Raw genomic sequence first — 19,462 nt, forward strand, 5'->3', positions numbered from 1 at the left:
CATGCCCCGCGCGGGGGGCGGCGTCAAGCCGGACCGGAAGCGGGGGTAAGGTTTCGCCTGGAAATGCCGATAGTGCGTGCGGAGACAGTGCCGCATGCAGCCCGACCATTCCCGTAGCGTGGCCCGGCTGGCCCTGAAACTGGGCCGGTGGTGGGGCCTGAGCGACCCGGAGCTGAATCGCCTTGTCCAGGGCGCGGCCCTGCACGACCTGGGCAAGGAGGACCTGCCGCCCGGGCTGCTGGCCAAGCCCGGTCCGCTCAACGAGCAGGAGGTCGCCCTCATGCGCACCCATCCGGCCCGTGGAGCGGCGCGTCTGTTGCGGCGGGGGGCGGACCCGGAGGTGGCGCGGGTGGTGCTCTGCCACCACGAGAGCGTGGATGGCCGGGGCTATCCCGCCGGGCGCGACCGTTCCGACATCCCCATGCTGGCCCGCATGACCAGCCTGGCCGACGCCTTCGACGCGCTGGTTGCCGAGCGCGCCTACAAGCCGTCCCTGAGCGTTCGGGAGGCCCTGGGCGTCATCCGTGCCGAGCGAGGCCGCCGCTTCGACCGCCGCCTGGCGGACCTGCTGCTTTCCCGCGCTCCGCTGCTGTTTACGAATTCCTGATATCCGGATGGAATGTGTTCAGCCCCCGGTTCCGTTGCCAAGCATCCCCCTTTCTGGTTTATTCTTGAAAGACTATTCCCAAGAAAGGAGGCAGTCATGCCGAACGCGAGAAAAGTCCTGGTAATATCCGCGGACCGTTTCGAGGACACGGAGTTGCTGGCCCCCATGTACCGGTTGCAGGAAGCGGGCTACCAAGTGGACCTGGCCGCGCCGGAGAAGGGCGAGATCAAGGGCAAGCACGAGTACACCATCGAGGCCAACCTGTCAGTGAAGGACATAAAAGCCGGGGACCTGGACGGCTACGACATGCTGGTGCTGCCCGGCGGCAAGGCCCCGGCCGAGCTGCGGGAGATTCCCGAGGTGCTGGACATCGCCAAGCGGTTCGCCGAGTCGGCCAAGCCATCGCGGCCATCTGCCACGGCCCGCAGATTCTCATCAGCGCCGGGCTTATGCGCGGGGTGAAGGCCACCAGCTACAAGTCCGTGGCCTCGGAACTCAAGGAGGCCGGGGCGGACTACGTGGACGAGGAGGTGGTGGTGGACGGCCAGTACGTCACCTCCCGCCATCCACCGGACATCCCCGCTTTCAACCGGGAGATCATGGCCAAGCTTGCGGGCTGATTCTCCCTGGGCGCGCACCGGTTCTCCGGTCCGCGCCCGCCTTCTCCGTACCTTTTCAATTGCAAGCATTTGACCTATACAAGCCGCCCGCATGATCAAATTATCCGCAATCCAACTGCTTCTAACCCCAGTGTTGCTTCTGGCCCTGTGCCTGGAGTCGAGGGCCGAGGAGGTCGTCACTTGGCCCTACTTCGACTTTCCGCCCCTTTTCATGTCCGGGGAGGATGGACCCGAAGGTATAGCGCCAGACGTTATCGAGCTTCTCGACGAACGCATGGAGGGATACGGCCACGTGATGACCTTCATGCCCGCCTCGCGGATGTTCGCCTCCGCCAGGAGGGGGGAGGAATTGTGTATTTTCGGCATCGTTCGCACTCCGGAACGGGAGGACTTTCTGGTCTACTCGCGGCCGTTGCGCCTGGTGCCTCCGCTGGTCATGGTCTTTCGCGCCGGGGAGCGGCCGGATTTCGGCACGGGAAGCGAAACGCTCTCCTTGGCGGAGGTGCTTGATTCGGGCGACTATCTGCTTGGGGACATGGAAGGCTTGAGCAATGGCGAGGAACTGGACGAGATCATCGCCGAGCATGGAAACGCGGAAAACGTAAAGGTATTCTATAAGGATACCTACACGGAAAGCAGGCTGGACATGCTCCTTTCCGGGCGCATCGACGTCTACATAGGCTCCATTCCGGAGCTTCGCCTGGCCATGGAGAAAAGAGGCAACCTCGACGACGTGGAGTACGCCCGTATCAAAGAGGGCCGGTGGATGCTGGGGCATGCGGCCTGCACGAACACTTCATGGGGAACACGGGTGGTTGCAGCCATAAACAGCGCGCTTTCGGACAGGGAAGCGCTGCGGCGGCTGGAGTCCATCTATATTTCGCACATGGAGGGCTTGGTTCCGGAGGGCTACCACAGCCATTTCGGATCCATGATCGCAAGCCCCATGCTTGCCGGCGAGAGTGGCCGATGACGGCATGCGCGGGAAGTGGGGTGCCTCCGGCGTGAGCCCTCCGTTTAAGCAAGGCATCCGGCGGAGCCTGGGCGGCAAGTTCCTGACCGCCGCGCTGTCCGTCTTCCTCGGGTGCTTTCTCGTTTTCACCCTGGTTTCCGGCTGGCTGGAGTACAACTCCACCAAGCGGGACCTGCACCAGTCCGGCCGCCGCCTGCTGCGGGCGCAGGCCCCGGTTCTGGCGGAGTTGGCCTGGCAGATGAACTACGGACTGTTGGAAACCCAAACGCGGAGCATGCTGCTCCACCCGGCGGTTGACGCGGTCCGCGTCACCGGGGCCAAAGGGGACTTCCGCATCCAGGCGGGGCCGCGCGAGAGCTTCGGAGACGGTGGGAACTTGCTTCTGGAGGCACCGCTCAAGATCGGCGGCAGGGAGGAGATCGGCCGTCTGCGCGTGGTCCTGCGGCCGCCCACCCTGGGGCAGGTCATGGCCGGAGGGCTGGGGGAAGACCTGCTCCTGACCCTGCTGTTGGCCGGAGCCATCGCGGCCAGCGCGGCCGTCATCCAGCGGCGCAAGATCGCCAAGCCCCTGAACCGCCTGCTGGAGTCCATCCGCAAGGCGGACAAGCAGCACAGCCGGGAACCCGTGGATTGGCGGTCCGACGACGAACTGGGCGTGGTGGTGGAGGCCTACAACCGGCTGCTGGCCAGCCTGGACGAGCAGGAGCGGGCCCTGGCCCAGAGCGAGAGGCTCTTCCGCGTGCTGGCCGAGTCCCTGCCCGCCGGCATCATCATCCTTCAGGACGGGAAGCTGCGCTACGCCAACCCCGCGGCAAGAAATATCCTCGGCGCGGAGGGGGAGCTGCCGAAGGACGTGCTCTCCATGGTCCACCCGGACATGCGGGGGGAAATCCGGGAGCGGCACCGCCTGCGCTTGCGCGGGGAGGACGTGCCCTCGCGCTACGAGATGCGCGTGCGCACCCTGGACGGGCGCGACATCTGGGTCGAGAACGTGGCCGTGGTCATCGGCTACCGGAACAAACCGGCCACGCTGGACTCCTTTTTCGACATCACCGGGCGCAAGGCCATGGAATGGGAGCTTATCCGGACGCGCGACGAGGCCCGCAGGGCCAACCAGGCCAAGAGCGAGTTCCTTGCCTCCATGAGCCACGAGATCCGCACGCCCATGAACACCATGCTGGGCATGGTGGACCTGCTGCGCGACTCCAGGCTGAACGGCGAGCAGGAGGAATACGTCTCCCTGCTGGAGAACGCGGGCGAGACCCTGCTCAGCCTGCTCAACGACATCCTGGACCTCTCCCGTGTGGAGTCCGGCCGCCTGACCATCGTGGCCGAGCCGTTCGACCCGCGCGTGCTGGTGGACGAGATATGTTCCCTGCTGCGGCCCCAGGCCCAGGAAAAGGGACTCTACCTGCACTGCGGCCTGGACCATTCGCTGCCCGCCGCCCTGCTCGGCGACTACCACCACATCAGGCAGGTGTTGACCAACCTGGCGCACAACGCCATCAAGTTCACCAGGCAAGGTGGCGTGACGCTGGACGTGAGTCGGCGGGAAAACGGTGACATCCCCAGAATCCGATTTACGGTGAGCGACACCGGCATCGGCATCCCCAGGAAGCAGCAGACCCGCATTTTCGATATCTTCACCCAGGCCGACTCCTCCATCACCCGCGAGTTCGGCGGCACCGGACTGGGACTGGCCATCTGCCGCAGGCTGGTGGAGGCCATGGGCGGGGAAATCCAATTGGAGAGCGCGCCCGGTGGCGGCAGCCGCTTTTCCTTTGTTCTGCCTCTGCCTCGGGCCGAACTCGGCATGGAGGAGCTGGAGGAAGCCCCCGCGGACAACGCCCAGATGCGGGGAGACGGACTGCGCCTGCTGCTGGTGGAGGACAACCAGAACAACCGCCTGCTCTTCGAGCGGTTTTTGCGGAACACTCCGCACCGCGTGGACTGGGCGGGAGACGGGCGCAAGGCGCTGGAAATGTTCCGCGAAACGGAATACGACATGGTTTTTATGGATCTGGAGATGCCGGTCATGGACGGCTACGAGGCCACCCGCCGCCTGCGCGCCGAGGAGGAACGCCTGGGACGCGAGCCCGTGCCCGTGGTGGCCCTGACCGCCCACAGCCTTGAGGAGCACCGCGAGGAGAGTCTGGCCGCGGGCTGCACCGAGCACCTCCCCAAGCCGTACAGCAAGGCCTCCCTGCTGAAAGCCATTCACCGGCACGCCGCCTAGGCCATGTCCGCTGGCACATCTTCCATCCCGGTGGCCCTGGCCGCCGTCCCAGGCTACGACGCCTTCGGCCTGCTGGAGGCCGCGCGCCGCTGCCTGGCGGCGGCCGGGGTGCAGCGGTTGCGCGGGGCGCGGGTGCTGGTCAAGCCCAATCTGGTCTCTCCCAAGAACCCCCTTTTGACCTGCACACGGGCGGAGGTGGTGCGGGCGGCCTGCCTGGCGCTGCGCGAGGCGGGGGCCGACCCCTGGGTGGGGGATTCCCCGGCCTTCGGCAGCGCGGCCTCGGTGGCCCGGGCGGCGGGGTATCCCCAGGCCCTGGCCGATCTGGACGTGCCCATCCGGGGGCTGGGCCGCGCCGTGCCCCTGGACTTCGCCGACGGCGGCTGCATCGGCGTCTCGCGCGCCGCCCTGGAGGCGGACCTGATCTGCAACCTGCCCAAGGCCAAGGCGCACGGACAGGTGCGGCTGACCCTGGCGGCCAAGAATCTTTTCGGCTGCGTGGTGGGGGCGCGCAAGGCCCTGGCCCATGCCCGCATGGGGGAGAAGGCCAACCGCTTCGAGTCCATGCTCTGCGACGTGGCGGCCGCGCTGCCGCCGGGCGTCTCCCTGCTGGACGGGGTGGAGGCCATGCACGTGGACGGCCCCCAGGGCGGGGAGCCGTTCCACCTGGGGATGCTGGCCGCCTGCCGCGACCCCTTCGCCCTGGACACCGCCCTGTACGGCCTGCTGGGCGTGACGCCGGACGAGGTGCCCCTGTGGCGCGAGGCCAGGGAGCGCGGCCTGCCCGGGGCCTTCGCCGAGAACCTTTCCTTCCCCCTGGACCGCCCTGAGTCCTTCGACGCCAGCGGGTTTGAGATGCCGGGCCGCCTGTCGCCCGTGACCTTCGACCCCTTCCGCCTGCTCAAGGGACGGCTCAAGAGCTTCGTCCGCCGCTTCAAATAGCCCGGCCTAGCACGCGGCCACGGGCAGCTCGTCCCAGCGCGAGGTGTAGGCCGGGGAGAGGCGGTCGCGCCGCATGGACCACGGCCTGTGGATGCCGGAGGCGGCGGAGTGCAGCGTCCGCCGCCCCCAGCGGGCGTTGACGCGGTCCATGGTCCGCATCAGCTCCGTCCGGCGCGGGTCGTCGCCCTCGGGATGGCCCAGCAGGCGCAGTTGCCGCCCGCCCTCCGGCTCGATGCCGGACAGCAGCACCCCCGCCTTGACGTAGCCGTAGCCGGGCTTGAACAGCCGCTCCAGCAGCGCGTGCGCCGCGCGGGCGATGCGCGCGGTGTCCGCCGTGGGGTGCTCCAGAGCCGTGCCCAGCATGCCCTGGTGCTGGGGCGCGCCCTCCTTGAAGGGATTGGTGCGGATGAAGGCGGAGACGTGGGCGCAGGCGCAGCCCTGCCGCCGCAGCTTTTCCCCGGCCCGGGCGGCGTACAGGCTGAGGGCCTCCCGCAACTGGTCCGGATCGGTCAGCGGGCGGCTGAAGGAGCGGGAGGAGCAGATGGCCTTCTTGGCCGGGGGGACGCGCTCCAGGTCGATGCAGGGCATTCCGCGCAGCTCCAGCACGGTGTGCAGCCCGGTGACGCTCATGCGCTTGCGGGCCAGGTCGCGGTCCATCCGCTTCAGCCCGGCCGCGTGGCGCACGCCGTGGTGCCCCAGCATGGCCGCGTGGCGAGGCCCCACGCCCCACACGTCGCCGGGGTCGAGGGTTCGCAGGTGCGGGTCGTCGCCGTCGCCGCCGCGCAGGGTGAACACGCCGCCGCCCCGCTTGGCCAGCTTGTTGGCCGCCTTGGCCAGGGTCTTGGTGGGGCCCAGGCCGATGGATACGGGAATGCCGGTCCAGCGGCGCACCTGCTCCCGCAGCCGGGCGACGTACCCGGAAAGATCGCCGCGCAGCCCGTGCAGGTCCAGAAAGGCCTCGTCGATGGAGTAGACCTCCATGTCCGGCGCGGCGGCGGAAAGCACCCGCATGACCCGCGCCGAGAGGTCGCCGTACAGGGCGTAGTTGGAGGAGAACACGGCCACGCCGTGGCGGCGGAAGACCGCCTCCCATTTGAAGGCGGGCGCGCCCATGGGGATGTCCAGGGCCTTGGCCTCGGCGGAGCGGGCCACCACGCAGCCGTCGTTGTTGGACAGCACCACCACCGGGCGGCGGGCCAGGTGCGGGGCGAAGACGCGCTCGCAGGAGGCGTAGAAGGAGTTGCAGTCCACCAAAGCGAACATGGTGCGTACCTGGGGCTGGAAAGCGGCCTGTTGGAGTTCGAGGGCGGCTGGCGCGGAATCAGCCCGCCTTGTGGATGACGAAGGTGACCACGCCCCAGATGTCCAGTTCCTCGTCCCCGTCCAGCACCAGGGGGGCGTAGTCCGGGTTCTCCGGCAGGAGCAGGGCGCGGCCGTCCCTGGTGCGGAACCGCTTGACGGTCAGCTCGCCGTGCACCGAGGCCACCACGATGCTGCCCTGGCGCGGCTGCCGGGCGCGGTCCACCACCAGGATGTCGCCGTCGCGCACCCCGGCGCCCTCCATGGAATCGCCCGCGGCCCGCATGAAGAAGGTGGCCGCCGGGTTCTCCACCAGGTGCTCGTTGAGGTCCAGGGCGGTGTCCAGGTAGTCGTCCGCCGGGGACGGGAACCCGGCCTGCACCGCCTCCAGCAGCAGGGGACGGGCCAGCCGCGCGGCGTGCGGGCTGGGGCGGCCCGCGGCGCGGAGTATGGGGTTGGCGGCCATGCGCGCTCCGGTTGTACGATTTTGCGGACAATGTCCGCATTGACTTTACTTTTAGCCGGAGCGCGGGAACGGGTCAAGGCTTGACCGGGGTGGTCGGCTTGGGCAGGCTTGCGCTTCCCCCGCCCCGGCGGGGCGTTCCGTCCGCACACCAGCCCAGGGAATCATTCGGAGAATCCGCCTATGTATCGGGAAACGGCGCACATCGTCCTGGCCTCGGCCTCGCCCAGGCGGCGGGAACTGCTCTCGCGCACCGGAATCGCCTTCCAGGTAAGCCCGGCCCGCATGGAGGAGCCCCCGGCCGAAGAGGGCGAGGCGGCCCCGGACTACGTGGGCCGCATGGCCCGGCTCAAGGGGCTGGAGGTGGCGGCCCGCTTCCCCCGCTCCGTGGTGCTTGCCGCGGACACCGCCGTGGTGGCCCCGGACGGCGAGGTCATGGGCAAGCCCCGCGACGCCGGGGACGCCCTGCGCATGCTGCAGCAGCTTGCGGGCAACGACCACCAGGTCGTCACCGGCTGCGCCCTCGTCTCCCCCAACCGCCCGCCCCACGCCTTCACCGTGGCCACCACCGTCCGCTTCGCTCCGGTCCCCGCCCAAATCCTGCAAGCCTACGCCGCCTCGGAAGAACCCCGGGACAAGGCCGGGGCCTACGCCATCCAGGGCGAGGCCGCCGCCCTGGTGGAATCCATCAGCGGCTCCTGGACCAACGTGGTCGGGTTGCCGCTGGCGGAGGTGATGGAGGTGTTGATGGCTTGGGGGGTGGTGGCTTGCGAGTCATCGTGACGCCGCCGACGGGATGATGCCGGGATGAGCAGCGTTGATCTGGTTGCCATGCTCGGCAACTGGCGGGGCGTTCTCACGCGGTTGGGGGCGTTCTCGCCCTTGATCCTGGCGGGGGAGCGACTGTTGCACCAGGTCCTGCCACTGCTGAAGCGGCACGACGTGCATCCTGAGTACATCCTGGCCGAGGAGGGCGGCGGACGGAGCGCCTGCGGGCTCGAACGCATCCAGGCGCATGCTCTGCAAACCATGCCGCCGACAACCGGCATATGCGTGTGCGATCTGGGCGGGGTCGAGCTGGCGCACGAGTTGAAATCCGTGGCGGATTTCCCGGTTCTGGACGGCTTCCTTCCCCTGTGCCACGACATGTTCGCCCCTCATTTCGATCCCAGGCGCATCGCGGACAATCTTGACCGGATCCACGCCGCCAGGCGGCTGTTCACCGACGAACCCTCCCTGGAGCTCTTCGACGCCATCCTCGCCTTCCGCCTCTCCCGCGACCTCGGGCTGCTGCCCCTGCCCGCCATTCCGCTCTATTTCCATCCGGGCACGGCGCCCCGCGCTGGGGACGTGATAATCGACGCCGGGGCGTTTGATGGGGACACAGCGCTCTCATTCGCCTCGGCAGCGAATAATCGCGCCAAAATATTCGCGTTCGAGCCGGACAGGACGAATCTGGCCGCGCTCAAGGGCGCGGTGCGGCGGGCCGGGGCGGAGCGGGTGGTGGAGGCGGTTCCCATGGCCTTATCCGGGGAGGACGGCCACGTGCCGTTCACCGGGGCCGGGTCGTCCGCGCGAATAGGCGGCAAAGGGGAGCGGGTGCGGTCGACGACGCTCGATTCCTTCTGCGCGGCCAGGGGAATCAGGCCCACGCTGATAAAGACCGATCTCGAGGGGGCCGACCTCGACGCACTGCGCGGAGCGCGGGAGACAACCCGCGCCCACAGGCCGCGTCTGGCCTTGTCCGTCTACCACCGCCCCGAAGACCTCTGGGAGATTCCCCTGCTGGCGGCGCAACTCCGCCCCGGGTCCCGCCTCAGCCTCGTCCGCCACCAGGGCCCGGAGTCCCTGGGAGAAATCGTCTGCTACGTGTACGATACCCCTGGTGGTGGACAGTGACCTCCCCCCATGCATCGTCGCCGAGGGATGACCGACGGTGCCAGCTTCGGCCTTCATCATCTGAACGCGATACAGGAGGCGGAGTAGAGTAAGTGCCGTGAATTTGTGGTAGCATTCGCCATGGAAGAATTCCCCATAGTATTCACCAGCCTCCATTCCTGGGAGGTGCGGCTCATGCAGCAGGAACTGGAAGCCGAGGGCATCCCGGCCGTTGTGGAGGACGAGGGGGTGGTGGGGGCCAATTGGCTGTACGCCAACGCCGTGGGCGGGGTGAAGCTGCGGGTGCACGCTGAGGACGCGGAGCGCGCCGGACGGGTGGTCCATGAGTTCCAGGGGAAGGACGCGTCCGGGACTGTGTCCCGCTGCCCGGCCTGCGGCGGCTCCAACGTGCGCGGCGAGCGCTGGCCCGTGCTGGGCGTGATCGCTTCATATTTTCTGCTTGGCGTGCCCTTCCTCTTCCGCAAGCAGTGGCGGTGCCGGGACTGTGGGCACACTTGGCGGGGTTAAGCCGCACTTGGCCCGACCAGCCCTCGTTCCCGCGTACTCCATCTGACCCCGCTTGTCCCGCCAAGCGCGGTGCTTCCTCTGTGTATCCGAAATCTTGTCGCTCTTTCAGAGTGATCTCCCGTTCCCGCGCTGTGAAGGAATCATGCTCCTTCCAGCAGGAAGAGGTCGGATAGTTAGCTTGACAGTCAAACTATACCTGAGTAGTCAAGTTTGATAATCAAGCTAATCGCAAATCAAGGGAATGGAGTCGCATATGGATTCGGTATTCTGGGTAGCCTTGCAGAGCAGTCTGGTGCTGGGGTTGATTCACGGGGTGAACCCGTGCGGGCACTCTTGGCTTGTGCTGGCGCCTTTCGTCTACGGCGAGAAGCGTGGCAGGCGGGTGATGTATCTCACGGCCGCCTTCATCATCGGCACCACCCTGGCCTGTCTGGGCATCGGGCTGACGCTGGGTGCGGTTTCCCTGGCCATTCCGCCGGCTTTCGCCTTCTACGTGGATAGCATCACCTTCCTCATCCTGCTCGCCCTTGGCCTGATCCTCATCGTCAAGCCCAACCTGCTGCACAGCCACGACCACGAGCACGACCACGACCACGGCCACAACGAGCACCACGGGGACACGCACCACCATCATCACGAGAGCGACCACGATCACCTCGGCCATTGCCACTTCCATCCGCCCAAGGCGAGCGAGGCCAAGACCATCACCTTCTGGGGGCTGTTCGTCATCGGCTTCGTGAACATGATCGTGCCTTGTCCCACAGTGGCCATGATGTACACCTACGCCATTGACTCGGGCAGCATTCTCAAGGGAACGTCTGTTTTCGCGCTCTACGCCCTGGGCACGGCGATCGCCCTGGCGGCGGTCATCTACGCCATCTTCAAGGCGGCCGGGTTCCTGCGAACTCTGGAGCAGGACTGGGTGGAGCCGGTGATGATGCGCGCGGCGGGCGTGCTGACCATCGCCTTCGGGGCGTACAGCCTGTATTCGGCCACAGCCTAAAGGACGGGGCATGATCGACAGGATCAACCATGCGGTGGTGGAGTTTTTCGAGAAGCTTTCCTCCTGGGAGCACGACGTGGTGCGGGAGAAGGGGATAACCCTGCCGCAGATGCACACCCTGGAGGTGCTGGGCATCCACGGCCCCATGCGCATGAAGGAGCTGGCCGAGCGCATGGGCGTGACCACCGGCACCCTGACCGTGCTGGTGGACCGGCTGGAGGCCAAGGAGTACGCCCGCCGCCGCGCCCACGACACGGACCGCCGTTCCATCATCGTGGAGATGGCCGCCAAGGGGCGTGAACTCTTCGAGGAGCACGACCGGCTCCACCTGGGGCTGACCGAGGAGCTGCTCGCTGCCTGCCCCAAGGAGGATCGCGAGGCCCTGCTGCGCTGCCTGACCGCCATGAACGAGCGGTTCTAGCCCGGGCTTGACTCCCGCGCCGCCATGGCGTCCTCTGCCCAAAAGGAGGACGCCATGCCGTACGTGAACATCAAGATCACCCGCGAGGGGGCCACGGCCGAGGAGAAGGAGCGTCTCATCTCCGGAGTGACGGAGCTGCTGCGGGACGTTTTGGGCAAGAACCCCGAGACCACGGTGGTGGTCATCGACGAGGTGGAGACGGACAACTGGGGCATCGGCGGCGTGCCGGTGACCGAGCGGCGGAAGCGGGGGATGTAGGTCGGGGCTCGTTCTTTTCCGGCTGGCCTGAGCGGAGAGGCCACTCTCTGTCGATATCGACAATTCGTTGCTATTTGCGGCATTAATCTGTATTTGTCTTTCGAAAAACGAAAAGGAGATGGGTTTATGCCGCATCAGGTCACGTCGCACATGTACAATTTCACTCTCCCCAGGAATGGCTCGGCCATGCAGATGACCATCAAAAAGGACAACAAAGTCCTGGGACATCTGTCCATTGGCCGTGGTTCCTTCTGGTGGAGGGACAAGGGGGACAAGAATTCCCGCTATCTCACTTGGGAGGAATTCTTCGATTTCTTACGGAGACACGAAGGCGAGTTTTCAGTCTAAAAAACAAAGAGGCCCGGAGGATCGCATCCCCCGGGCCTTTTTCGTGCCTGGAGCCTTGGCGGGGCGGGCGGCCCGCTATTTGCGCATGCGTTCCATGAGCCGCCGCAGTTCGTCGGACTCGCTGGCCAGGCCCTCGATGGCCTGGGCGGCCTGAACCATGCCGTCGGCGGTTTCCTGGGAAATCCCCCCGATTTCCTCCACCGCGGCCATGATCTTGCCCGATGCCTCGGACTGCTCCTCCGAGGCCTGGGCGATGGAGCGCACCCGTTCGGCCGTGCCCTCCACGATGCGCACGATGCCGGACAGCGCCTCGCCCGACTCCCGGGCCAGCTCGGTGGAGCGGGCCACGGCCTCGGCCGCAGCCGAGGTGGCGGAGACGCTTTTCTCCGCGTCGCCCTGGATGCCGGAGATGGCCTCGGTGACCTCGGTTGTGGCGGACATGGTTTTTTCCGCCAGCTTGCGCACCTCGTCGGCCACCACGGCGAAGCCGCGCCCGGCGTCGCCAGCGCGGGCGGCCTCGATGGCCGCGTTGAGGGCGAGGAGGTTGGTCTGGTCGGCGATGTCCTGGATGACGGTGATGATTTCACCGATGGACCGGGCGCGCTTGCTGAGCTGGTCCATGTTCTCCTGCAGGGCGGCGGCCTGGCGGTCCACGTCGTTGATGGCCTCCACGGCCCGGGCCACCACGTCCTCGCCCTTGACCGCCATTTCCCTGGCCTCGTCCGCGTTGTCCGACGCGGTGGAGGCGCTCTCGGCCACCTCGGTCACGCGCTCGTTGAGGCGGCGCACGTCCTGCATAGTCTCGGCGGTGCGCTCCTTTTGGTTCTCCGCCCCGCGCGAGGCCTGCTCCACCTGCCCGGTGAGGTTGTCCGAGGCCTCGGAGACCTCCTGGGCGATGCGGGTGGCGTCCTCGGCCACGGCGGTGATCTTGTCGTTCTGCTCGCGGATTTCCTGTTCCTGGGCGCGGATGCGGGTCAGGTCGAAGTAGAGGGTGAATACGCCCATCTTGCGGTTGTCCATGTCGAAGATGGGGGTGGCGTTGACGTTGAGCACCACGGACTGGCCGTCGCGCTCCACTTCCATCTCCCCCTCCACGCGGGTTTCGTCCTCCAGGGCGCGGGTGGAGCGGGTTTCGCGGCTGGCGTCGCCGTAGAAGAACTCCCCGGCGGTCAGGCTGTGGTATTCCTCGGCCTGGCCCGTCTTGCCAAGCGCCTGCAGCAGGAGGTCGTTCACCCGGGTGATGCGGCCCTGGTTGTCCAGCACCAGGTAGGGGAAGGCGGTGGAAATCCCTTCCAGCACGCCGTCGGAGAAGCCCAGCTTGTCCTTGAGCTCGTCAACCATGCCGCCCACGTCGCGGGAGAGGTCGGCCAGCTCGAAGCGGTAGGAGCCCTCCAGACTGGCCGAGAGGTTTCCGCGGGAGACGGCCGAGGTGAAGGCCTGGATGCGGGAGATGGGGCCGGTGACCATGCGCCGCACCAGCAGGAAGATGGCCGCCACCAACACGGCCACGGCGATCAGCCCCATGACGGCCAGGATGTTGCGCTGGTCCACGGCGCGGGAGGCCATGTCCGCCTTGTAGGCGGATGTGACCAGCACCCAGTCCGTGCGCGGCACGGTGGAGGCCACGCCCAGCATGTCCTCGCCGCGCCACTGGTAGGAGAAGGCGGTTTCGTTCGCGCCGACCTCTGCGGGCAGGGCGGAGAAGGTGGTGCCAACCATATCCCCCTCGGGATGGGCGATAACCCGCCCGGCGGAGTCCAGCAGGAAGGCGTGGCCTCGTTTGCCGATCTCCACGGGCAGGATGTATTCCTCGGCGAAGGACTGGAAGTCCACGGCCACGGCCAAACCGCCGGCCAGCTTTTCGAACAGGTTGAACACGGGCTGGGCGATGAGAAACACCTTGCGGCCCGAGTATTGACCCGTGTTCACGCGGTCGCCCACGTACACATCGCCATCGGCCGTGGCACGGAAGTAAGATGTTCCCGCCACGTCCTCGGTTTCGATTTTTTCGCCGTCCGCGTTCATGCCCACTTTCACCGCGCCGTCGGAATCATACATCCACCCGGCCACGAAGACGTCGAAGGCTTCCAGGTAGGCGGCCAGCTGCTTCTTGGCGTAGCGGCCGGAGCCGCCGTACAGCACCCCCGCCATCTGCTCGTTCTTGACCATGGCCTCGGCCTTGGCCGCGGATTCGTCCACGAAGTCCGCCAGGGTGCTGCGAAGGGAGCCGTTCAGCTCCTCCATCTGCTTGGTCTGGACTTCCAAAATGGCCTGGTAGGAGGAACTGGAAGCGTAGGCGATGAGGGCCACGATGGAGGCGGCCACGATAAGGAAAGTAAAGACGAGCAAGCGTCCGTTAATGCTGTCGAAACGCATAATGAAAGACCTTTTCCTGATGCTCTGTGCAAATTCGCGGCGCGAGGCGGGACAGTGAAGGGGGGTGCGGAGACGCTCCGCGTCTGAAAATCTTACATTTACTCCCGGAAAAATCAAGAATGCGCAAAGGCCGCGTCGCCCGGCGGCTAGGCCTGTTCCAGCCCATCGACCTTTGCCCGGCTCTCGGGTAATCTGCCGGGCCATGCGAGACCAACCACCCATCACACCGGAAACCACTGGCGACGCCCTGCTGCTTTCCCTGTCCACCCTCGGTTTCGTGGGCCGTTCACCGGTCATGCCGGGCACCTGCGGATCGGCCGTGGCCGTGCTGCTGGCGCCGCTTCTGTTTCTGCCCCTTTCCTGGCCGGTTCAGCTGGCTGTCCTGGCGGGGATGTTCCTGTTGGGCGGCTGGGCGGCCACGAGGGTGGAGCGCATGTCCGCCCGGCACGACCCCTCCATGGTGGTCATCGACGAGGTGGTGGGCCAATGGCTGGCCCTGCTGCCCCTGGCGGCCACGGCCTCCTGGCCCTGGCTTGCGGCCGGGTTCGTTTTCTTCCGCGCGCTGGACATCGCCAAGCCCTGGCCCGTGCGCCGGTCCGAGCACTGGCTGCCGGAGGGCTTCGGCGTGATGCTGGACGACGTGCTGGCCGGAGCGGGCGCGGCCGGGCTGCTCTGGGCGGCGCGGGCAATGCTGGCCTGACGCGGACGAAAAAAAGGCCGGAAGCGAATCCGCTCCCGGCCTTGCACTCGTCGTATGAATCCCGTCGCGCCGTCTACTTGACCACCTTGAATTCGCAGCGGCGGTTCTTGGCCCAGGCGACCTCGTTGTTGGCCGGGTCGATGGGGTCCTCCTCGCCGTAGCTGACGATGTTCATGCGGTTGGGCGAGATGCCCAGGAGCACCAGGTACTCGTAGGCGGCCCTGGCGCGGCGCTCGCCCAGGGCCAGGTTGTATTCCTCGGTGCCCCGGTTGTCGCAGTAGCCCTCGATGACCAGCCGCAGGTCCTCGTGCTCCTTGAGGATCTCGGCCTTCGCGCGGAGAATGTCCCGCGCCTCGTCGCTCAGTTCGAAGGAGTCGAAGGCGAAGTTGATCATGGTGGCCAGCTCGGCCATGTCTTCCTGCATCATCTCCGTGCGGCGCTCTTCCTGGCGGGCGCGGCGCTGCTCTTCCAGGCGGCGTTCCTCAAGCTCGCGTTGCTTGAGCGCCTCGCGCTCCTCCTGGGTCATGGCCTCCTGGCCTTCCCGGGCCGATTCGGCGGCCTGGCCTTCGGTGGCCGCGCCGGTGGCGCCCTTGGGAAGGCCGCTTTGCGACTGCTTGCTGGTGCAGCCCATGCCCGCGCTCAGCATGGCGGCGAGCAGGGCGATGGTCAGTAGGCGGAAGACGGTCTGCATGGGAGCCCTCCTCATGGACGGGGTTTGTTCGGCTTACGCTTGGGGTTGTAGCCGGTTTTCATCAAATGTCAAAGCTCGCCGCCATATGCCCAGGTTGGGTGGCGGGCCTCGCCCTCGCCGGTCTCAACCTTGATGGGCGCGTCGCCGTGCCGGGTGGTCAGGTAAATCTGGTAGGAGCCGCCGCGCGAGGAGGCGAAGGCCACGAAGTAGCCGTCCGGGGCGAAGGCCGGGTCCTCGTCGTTGCCCGGGCCGAAGCTGATCTGCCGCTCCTTGCCCGTGGTCAGGTCGTGCAGGAAGATGCGGTGTCCGTCCGGGGTGCGGCGGGAGTAGACCAGCAGGGTGCCGTCCGGGCTCAGGGAGGGCGAGGTATTGTAGCGGCCCTGATAGGTGACGCGCTCCGAATCCCCGGAATCGCGGTCCAGCATAAAGACATAGGGATTGCCCAGCCGGTCCGAGACGAAGGCCATTTTCCCCCCGGACTCGTCGAATGAGGGGGAGATGTCGATGGCCCAGCTCTCGACGAGCGGCTTGCCCGGCTTGTAGTCCTCGTCCAGCAGGTAGATGTTCTGCTCACCGCGGGGGTTGAGCGTGACCGCCACCCTGCCGTCCGGGGTGAAGGAGGGGCCAATGACCGTGTTGCCCGGCATGGGGTGGAGGGTCGTCTTGCCGGTATCGCGCCGCCAGATGCCGAGGCGGTGGCTGGTCTCGCCGACGTGGGTGAAGGCCAGGGCGTCGCCGTCGGGCTGGAAGTTGGGGGTGAGGGCCTTGCCCTCCACGCTGATGAGGCGCTTGGCGTTCCAGCCGGTGCTGCGGGTGGACCAGATGGCAGTGCGGTCCTCCTCGCCCCGGGCGAAAGCCAGGGTGGCCCCGAAGAACTCGCCGCGGCCGGTGAGGGTTTTCATCACCGCGGAGAGGTAGGCGTCGGCCACGCGGTTCACGTCGTCCGCCCGCACCTCGGAGTAGGCCTTGCCCGTGAGCAGGCTGCCGGAAAAGACCTCGTAGAGGCGCAGCTCCACTGTGGAGGAGCCGTCGGCCGAACCCATCCACTTCTGGGTCAGCAGCAGGTCCACTTGGCTCAGGCGGAACCGCTTGAAGTCGATGGAACGGGAGGTGGCTCCCTTGAGGGCCGCTCCGCCGCCCAGGATGCTCTCGCCGGCCACTTGCTTGATGAAGGGCAGGTAGGACAAGCCGGTCAGGAGACGCCCCCGCAGTTCGGCGGCCAGGGGCTGGGGCTGGCCGCCCTCGCCGGAAAGCGGCGGGGCCACGACCATGTTCAGGGTGGTCTGCCCGGGGCCGTAGATGTCGATGGTCAGGGTCTCGCGCGCGGCGGCCGGTACGGCCAGAGCCAGGGCGAGGCAGATGAGTATGGCGAGGCGGATGATCTGCATGTCAGGTCAGGTCCTCTTCGTTGAAGTTGATGCGGAGGGTGGAGATGCCCGGCGGCGGTTCGGGCAGGGTCTCGATCTCGTGCACCGCCTTGAGCACGGATGAGTCGAAGTCGTCGCGGCCCGAAGGGGAAATGAGGCGGGCGTCTGTGATGGCGCCGCTTGGGGCGAGGTCTATCTCCACCGTGGCCGAGAGGTTGCGGTCGCGCCGCACCGAGGGGAAGCGCCAGTTTTCGCGGATGATGTTTTTGACCACCACGGCGTAGATCTGGGCCTGTCCGGCGGCCTGCCGTTGTCGCTGCGCCTCGGCGCGCTCCTGCTCCACCTGCTGGCGGAGCTGGGAAAGTTCCTGTTGCAGTTCCCGGCGCTGCTGCTCCTCGCGGCGCTTGGCTTCCTGCTCGGCCTGTTTTCTTCTTTCCTCGGCCTTGCGCTTGGCTTCCTCCAATGCCTCGGCCATGGTTTTCTCCGGCGACTCCGCCGGTTTGGGCTTCGGCTTGGGCTTCACCCGTCGTTCGGTCTTCTTGGGGCTGATGGCTTTGGGCTTGGGTTTGGGAGGCGGCGCGGGTTCCGGTTTAGGCTCGGGCTTTGGCTCGGGCTTGGGGTCGGGTTTCGGTTCCGGCTTGGGTTTGGGCGGCTCCGGTTTGGGTTCGGGCTTGGGAGGTTCCGGCTCGGCCAACTCCACCAGTTCCACCTGGTAGACCGGCTGATCCAGCCGCACCACCTTGGGGGCGTGCCGGGCCCACAGCAAGCCGCTGAGCAGCAGCACCACGTGCAGGGCGACGGAGAGGAGAAGGGCTGTTCGCGAGCGCATGAATCAGGACGCGTCGTCCTCTTCCCGTTCCGCCACCATGCCCAGGCGGTCCACGCCGGCGGCCTTAATCTCGCCCATCACTTGCACCACGCGGCCGTACGGCACGTCGCGGTCGGCCCGCAGGTAGACCGACTTGTCCTCTTTGGCCAGAGGCCGCAGGCGTTCTTCCAGGCCGCCGAGCTCCACTTCGTACTCGTCCAGAAAGATGCCTCCGTCCTCCTTCACGCTGATGAGCAGGTGCCCCGAGTCCATGGGCAGTTCGCGCACGGTGCGGGTCTGGGGCAGGTCCACCTCCACGCCCTGGGTCATGAGCGGGGCGGTGACCATGAAGATGATAAGCAGCACGAAGACCACGTCCACCAGCGGAGTGAGGTTGATTTCCGCCAGGAAGGGGCTCGCGGTGCGGGGGCGCAGTTCGTCTTCAAAGGGCATGGGCGCCTCAGTCGTTGGCTATCCAGGCCAGTTCGCGCTGCATGCGGTTGAGGAAGGCGGAGGAGAAGTTGACCAGAACCGTCTCCAGGTTGCCCAGCATGCCCAGAAAGGCGTTGTAGGCGATGGCCGCGGGAACGGCCACGGCCAGGCCGATGGCCGTGGTGGTCAGCGCCTCGGCGATGCCCGGGCCGACCACGGCCAGGGACGCGGTCTTCTGTATGCCGATGGCCTGGAAGGAGCGCATGATGCCCCACACCGTGCCGAACAGCCCCAGGAAGGGAGCCACGTTGGCGCAGGTGGAGAGCACCGACAGCGAGGCCCCCTTGCGGCCCAGCTCGAAGCTGACACCCTGGCGCAGGGCACGGCGCACGTTGTCAGTGGCCAGCTTGCCCTTGACCGAGGCCTCGAACTCCAGCTTCTCCAGCCGCTTGAGTTCGCGCAGGGCGAAGTAACCCACCTCCCGCACCGGGGAGGCCGGGTTCATGGAGCGCATGGCCGAGGACAGGTCGCCCGCCTGCTGAAAGGCCTCGTAGTCGACGGTCGAGCGGGACTTGGCCCGGCTGAGCGTGACCAGTTTGTAGATGATGACCGCCCAGGAGAGCACGGACATGAAAAGCAGCAGGATGAGCACGCCCTGGATGATGGGCGAACCTTCTGTGAATACGGTCAGAAACAAGTCTTGCATGAAGGATTCCTTTGCTGGATGACTGGCGGATGATACGGCGAAGCGCCAGCCAGTTCAACAGGCCAACTCGGCCAGGCGGGGCAGGACTTCCTGCGCCGGGGCGTCCAGGCGGATGTCGCTGACCCGGTCGTAGGAGGTCGGTCCGAGGTTTACCTCCACAACCACGCCGCCCTTGGCCTTGATGCGCGAGGGGATGAGCCCGGCGGGCTGCACTTCGCCGGAAGCGCCCACCACCAGGCAGAAGTCGGCCGCGGCCACGGCCTCGTCCGCGGCGCGGGCCGCGTCCGGGGGAATGCCCTCGCCGAAGAATACGATGTCCGGCCGCACCACCCCGCCGCAGGAGCAGCGCCAGGGGATGGTTTCCAGGGTCAGGCCGGCGGCCTCTTCAGGCGGGTGCTCCCTGGCGCAGGACATGCAGCGGAAACGCCGCAGCCCGCCGTGGTACTCGATGACCCCGGGCGAACCGGCGGCCTGGTGCAGCCCGTCGATGTTCTGGGTGACGATCTCGTCCAGCAGGCCGCATTCGGACAGCTTGGCCAGGGCCTTGTGCGCCGGGTTGGGCTCGGCCTTGCCGAAAACGTCCTTGGCCTCCAGCAGAAACTCCCACACCCCGCGCGGGTTGGTGCGCAGGGCCTGGAGGGTGGCCACCTCGTCGGGGTCGTAGCGGCTCCACAGCCCGCCTGGGCTGCGGAAGTCCGGGATGCCGCTGGCCACGGAGATTCCCGCGCCGGTGAAGGCCATGGCGCGGGAGGCTCGACGCAGGGCCCCGGCCGCGCGTTCGAGTTGTTCGTCCAGCGCCGCGCTCACGG

At 67.0% G+C, this 19,462-nt stretch carries 21 protein-coding genes and 1 pseudogene; 13 read left to right on the forward strand and 9 right to left on the reverse strand.

The features are described from left to right. Window positions 1-94: 94 nt before the first annotated feature. The 5 genes and pseudogenes from N911_RS0101575 to N911_RS0101595 all read left to right on the forward strand — a co-directional run bounded on the left by N911_RS0101575 (window position 95) and on the right by N911_RS0101595 (window position 5,375). A complete protein-coding gene (locus tag N911_RS0101575) occupies window positions 95-607 on the forward strand; it encodes an HD-GYP domain-containing protein (protein WP_051693816.1) in 513 nt (170 codons plus the stop codon). Window positions 608-772: 165 nt separating this feature from the next. Beyond that, window positions 773-1,227: pseudogene (locus N911_RS16490) on the forward strand (type 1 glutamine amidotransferase domain-containing protein). Window positions 1,228-1,318: 91 nt separating this feature from the next. Beyond that, window positions 1,319-2,200, forward strand: coding sequence for a transporter substrate-binding domain-containing protein (locus N911_RS0101585; RefSeq protein ID WP_081859018.1), 882 nt, complete (start codon window positions 1,319-1,321; stop codon window positions 2,198-2,200). Between the two features lie 31 nt (window positions 2,201-2,231). Then, on the forward strand, window positions 2,232-4,436 hold the full coding sequence (locus N911_RS0101590; RefSeq protein WP_138774308.1) for a hybrid sensor histidine kinase/response regulator: 2,205 nt from the start codon (window positions 2,232-2,234) through the stop codon (window positions 4,434-4,436). A gap of 3 nt (window positions 4,437-4,439) precedes the next feature. Then, on the forward strand, window positions 4,440-5,375 hold the full coding sequence (locus N911_RS0101595) for a DUF362 domain-containing protein (protein WP_029893712.1): 936 nt from the start codon (window positions 4,440-4,442) through the stop codon (window positions 5,373-5,375). Between the two features lie 6 nt (window positions 5,376-5,381). Here N911_RS0101595 and N911_RS0101600 read toward each other — a convergent pair whose 3' ends face one another. Then, a complete protein-coding gene (locus N911_RS0101600) occupies window positions 5,382-6,638 on the reverse strand; it encodes a Y-family DNA polymerase (protein ID WP_029893713.1) in 1,257 nt (418 codons plus the stop codon). A 58-nt stretch (window positions 6,639-6,696) separates the two neighbouring features. Continuing rightward, entirely contained in the window at window positions 6,697-7,140 is a 444-nt protein-coding gene (locus N911_RS0101605; RefSeq protein WP_051693819.1) for a LexA family protein, read from the reverse strand. Between the two features lie 180 nt (window positions 7,141-7,320). Here N911_RS0101605 and N911_RS0101610 point away from each other — a divergent pair, with 180 nt between their 5' ends. The 7 genes from N911_RS0101610 to N911_RS0101640 all read left to right on the forward strand — a co-directional run bounded on the left by N911_RS0101610 (window position 7,321) and on the right by N911_RS0101640 (window position 11,573). Beyond that, window positions 7,321-7,920 (forward strand): Maf family protein, encoded by a 600-nt coding sequence (locus N911_RS0101610; protein WP_029893715.1) that lies wholly within the window; start codon window positions 7,321-7,323, stop codon window positions 7,918-7,920. Window positions 7,921-7,944: 24 nt separating this feature from the next. Continuing rightward, entirely contained in the window at window positions 7,945-9,036 is a 1,092-nt protein-coding gene (locus tag N911_RS17290) for an FkbM family methyltransferase (protein ID WP_051693820.1), read from the forward strand. Window positions 9,037-9,156: 120 nt separating this feature from the next. Continuing rightward, window positions 9,157-9,543 (forward strand): putative signal transducing protein, encoded by a 387-nt coding sequence (locus N911_RS0101620; protein WP_138774309.1) that lies wholly within the window; start codon window positions 9,157-9,159, stop codon window positions 9,541-9,543. Window positions 9,544-9,796: 253 nt separating this feature from the next. After that, entirely contained in the window at window positions 9,797-10,546 is a 750-nt protein-coding gene (locus N911_RS0101625) for a sulfite exporter TauE/SafE family protein (RefSeq protein ID WP_029893718.1), read from the forward strand. Between the two features lie 10 nt (window positions 10,547-10,556). Then, the gene (locus tag N911_RS0101630) at window positions 10,557-10,967 is read left to right on the forward strand and encodes a MarR family winged helix-turn-helix transcriptional regulator (RefSeq protein WP_029893719.1); all 411 of its coding nucleotides are present in this window, start codon (window positions 10,557-10,559) and stop codon (window positions 10,965-10,967) included. 54 nt (window positions 10,968-11,021) lie between these two features. Continuing rightward, a complete protein-coding gene (locus tag N911_RS0101635) occupies window positions 11,022-11,225 on the forward strand; it encodes a 2-hydroxymuconate tautomerase family protein (protein ID WP_029893720.1) in 204 nt (67 codons plus the stop codon). A gap of 126 nt (window positions 11,226-11,351) precedes the next feature. Then, window positions 11,352-11,573 carry a hypothetical protein gene (locus N911_RS0101640; protein ID WP_138774310.1) on the forward strand — a complete coding sequence of 74 codons (222 nt, stop codon included), beginning with the start codon at window positions 11,352-11,354 and terminating at the stop codon, window positions 11,571-11,573. Window positions 11,574-11,648: 75 nt separating this feature from the next. Here the strand turns inward: N911_RS0101640 and N911_RS0101645 are convergent, their stop codons facing one another. Continuing rightward, window positions 11,649-13,949, reverse strand: coding sequence for a methyl-accepting chemotaxis protein (locus tag N911_RS0101645; protein ID WP_051693821.1), 2,301 nt, complete (start codon window positions 13,947-13,949; stop codon window positions 11,649-11,651). A gap of 202 nt (window positions 13,950-14,151) precedes the next feature. On the opposite strand from N911_RS0101645, the gene N911_RS0101650 reads away from it, so the two are divergent. After that, window positions 14,152-14,649 (forward strand): phosphatidylglycerophosphatase A family protein, encoded by a 498-nt coding sequence (locus N911_RS0101650; RefSeq protein ID WP_035104214.1) that lies wholly within the window; start codon window positions 14,152-14,154, stop codon window positions 14,647-14,649. 73 nt (window positions 14,650-14,722) lie between these two features. On the opposite strand, the gene N911_RS0101655 is transcribed toward N911_RS0101650, so the two are convergent. The 6 genes from N911_RS0101655 to N911_RS0101680 all read right to left on the reverse strand — a co-directional run bounded on the left by N911_RS0101655 (window position 14,723) and on the right by N911_RS0101680 (window position 19,460). Next, window positions 14,723-15,340, reverse strand: a complete 618-nt coding sequence (locus tag N911_RS0101655; protein WP_029893724.1) for an OmpA family protein — start codon at window positions 15,338-15,340, stop codon at window positions 14,723-14,725. Window positions 15,341-15,408: 68 nt separating this feature from the next. Beyond that, window positions 15,409-16,728 carry a PD40 domain-containing protein gene (locus N911_RS0101660; protein WP_029893725.1) on the reverse strand — a complete coding sequence of 440 codons (1,320 nt, stop codon included), beginning with the start codon at window positions 16,726-16,728 and terminating at the stop codon, window positions 15,409-15,411. A gap of 1 nt (window position 16,729) precedes the next feature. Next, a complete protein-coding gene (locus tag N911_RS18410; RefSeq protein ID WP_029893727.1) occupies window positions 16,730-17,536 on the reverse strand; it encodes an energy transducer TonB in 807 nt (268 codons plus the stop codon). 3 nt (window positions 17,537-17,539) lie between these two features. Then, window positions 17,540-17,968: an ExbD/TolR family protein gene (locus N911_RS0101670; RefSeq protein WP_051693822.1), complete on the reverse strand. Its 429-nt coding sequence runs from the start codon at window positions 17,966-17,968 to the stop codon at window positions 17,540-17,542. A 7-nt stretch (window positions 17,969-17,975) separates the two neighbouring features. Beyond that, on the reverse strand, window positions 17,976-18,653 hold the full coding sequence (locus N911_RS0101675; RefSeq protein WP_035104216.1) for a MotA/TolQ/ExbB proton channel family protein: 678 nt from the start codon (window positions 18,651-18,653) through the stop codon (window positions 17,976-17,978). Between the two features lie 54 nt (window positions 18,654-18,707). Next, window positions 18,708-19,460, reverse strand: coding sequence for an NAD-dependent protein deacylase (locus tag N911_RS0101680; RefSeq protein ID WP_272913344.1), 753 nt, complete (start codon window positions 19,458-19,460; stop codon window positions 18,708-18,710). Window positions 19,461-19,462 lie beyond the last annotated feature (2 nt).

It is taken from the genome of Desulfohalovibrio reitneri, from assembly GCF_000711295.1.
In the GTDB taxonomy this organism is placed as follows: domain Bacteria; phylum Desulfobacterota; class Desulfovibrionia; order Desulfovibrionales; family Desulfovibrionaceae; genus Desulfohalovibrio; species Desulfohalovibrio reitneri.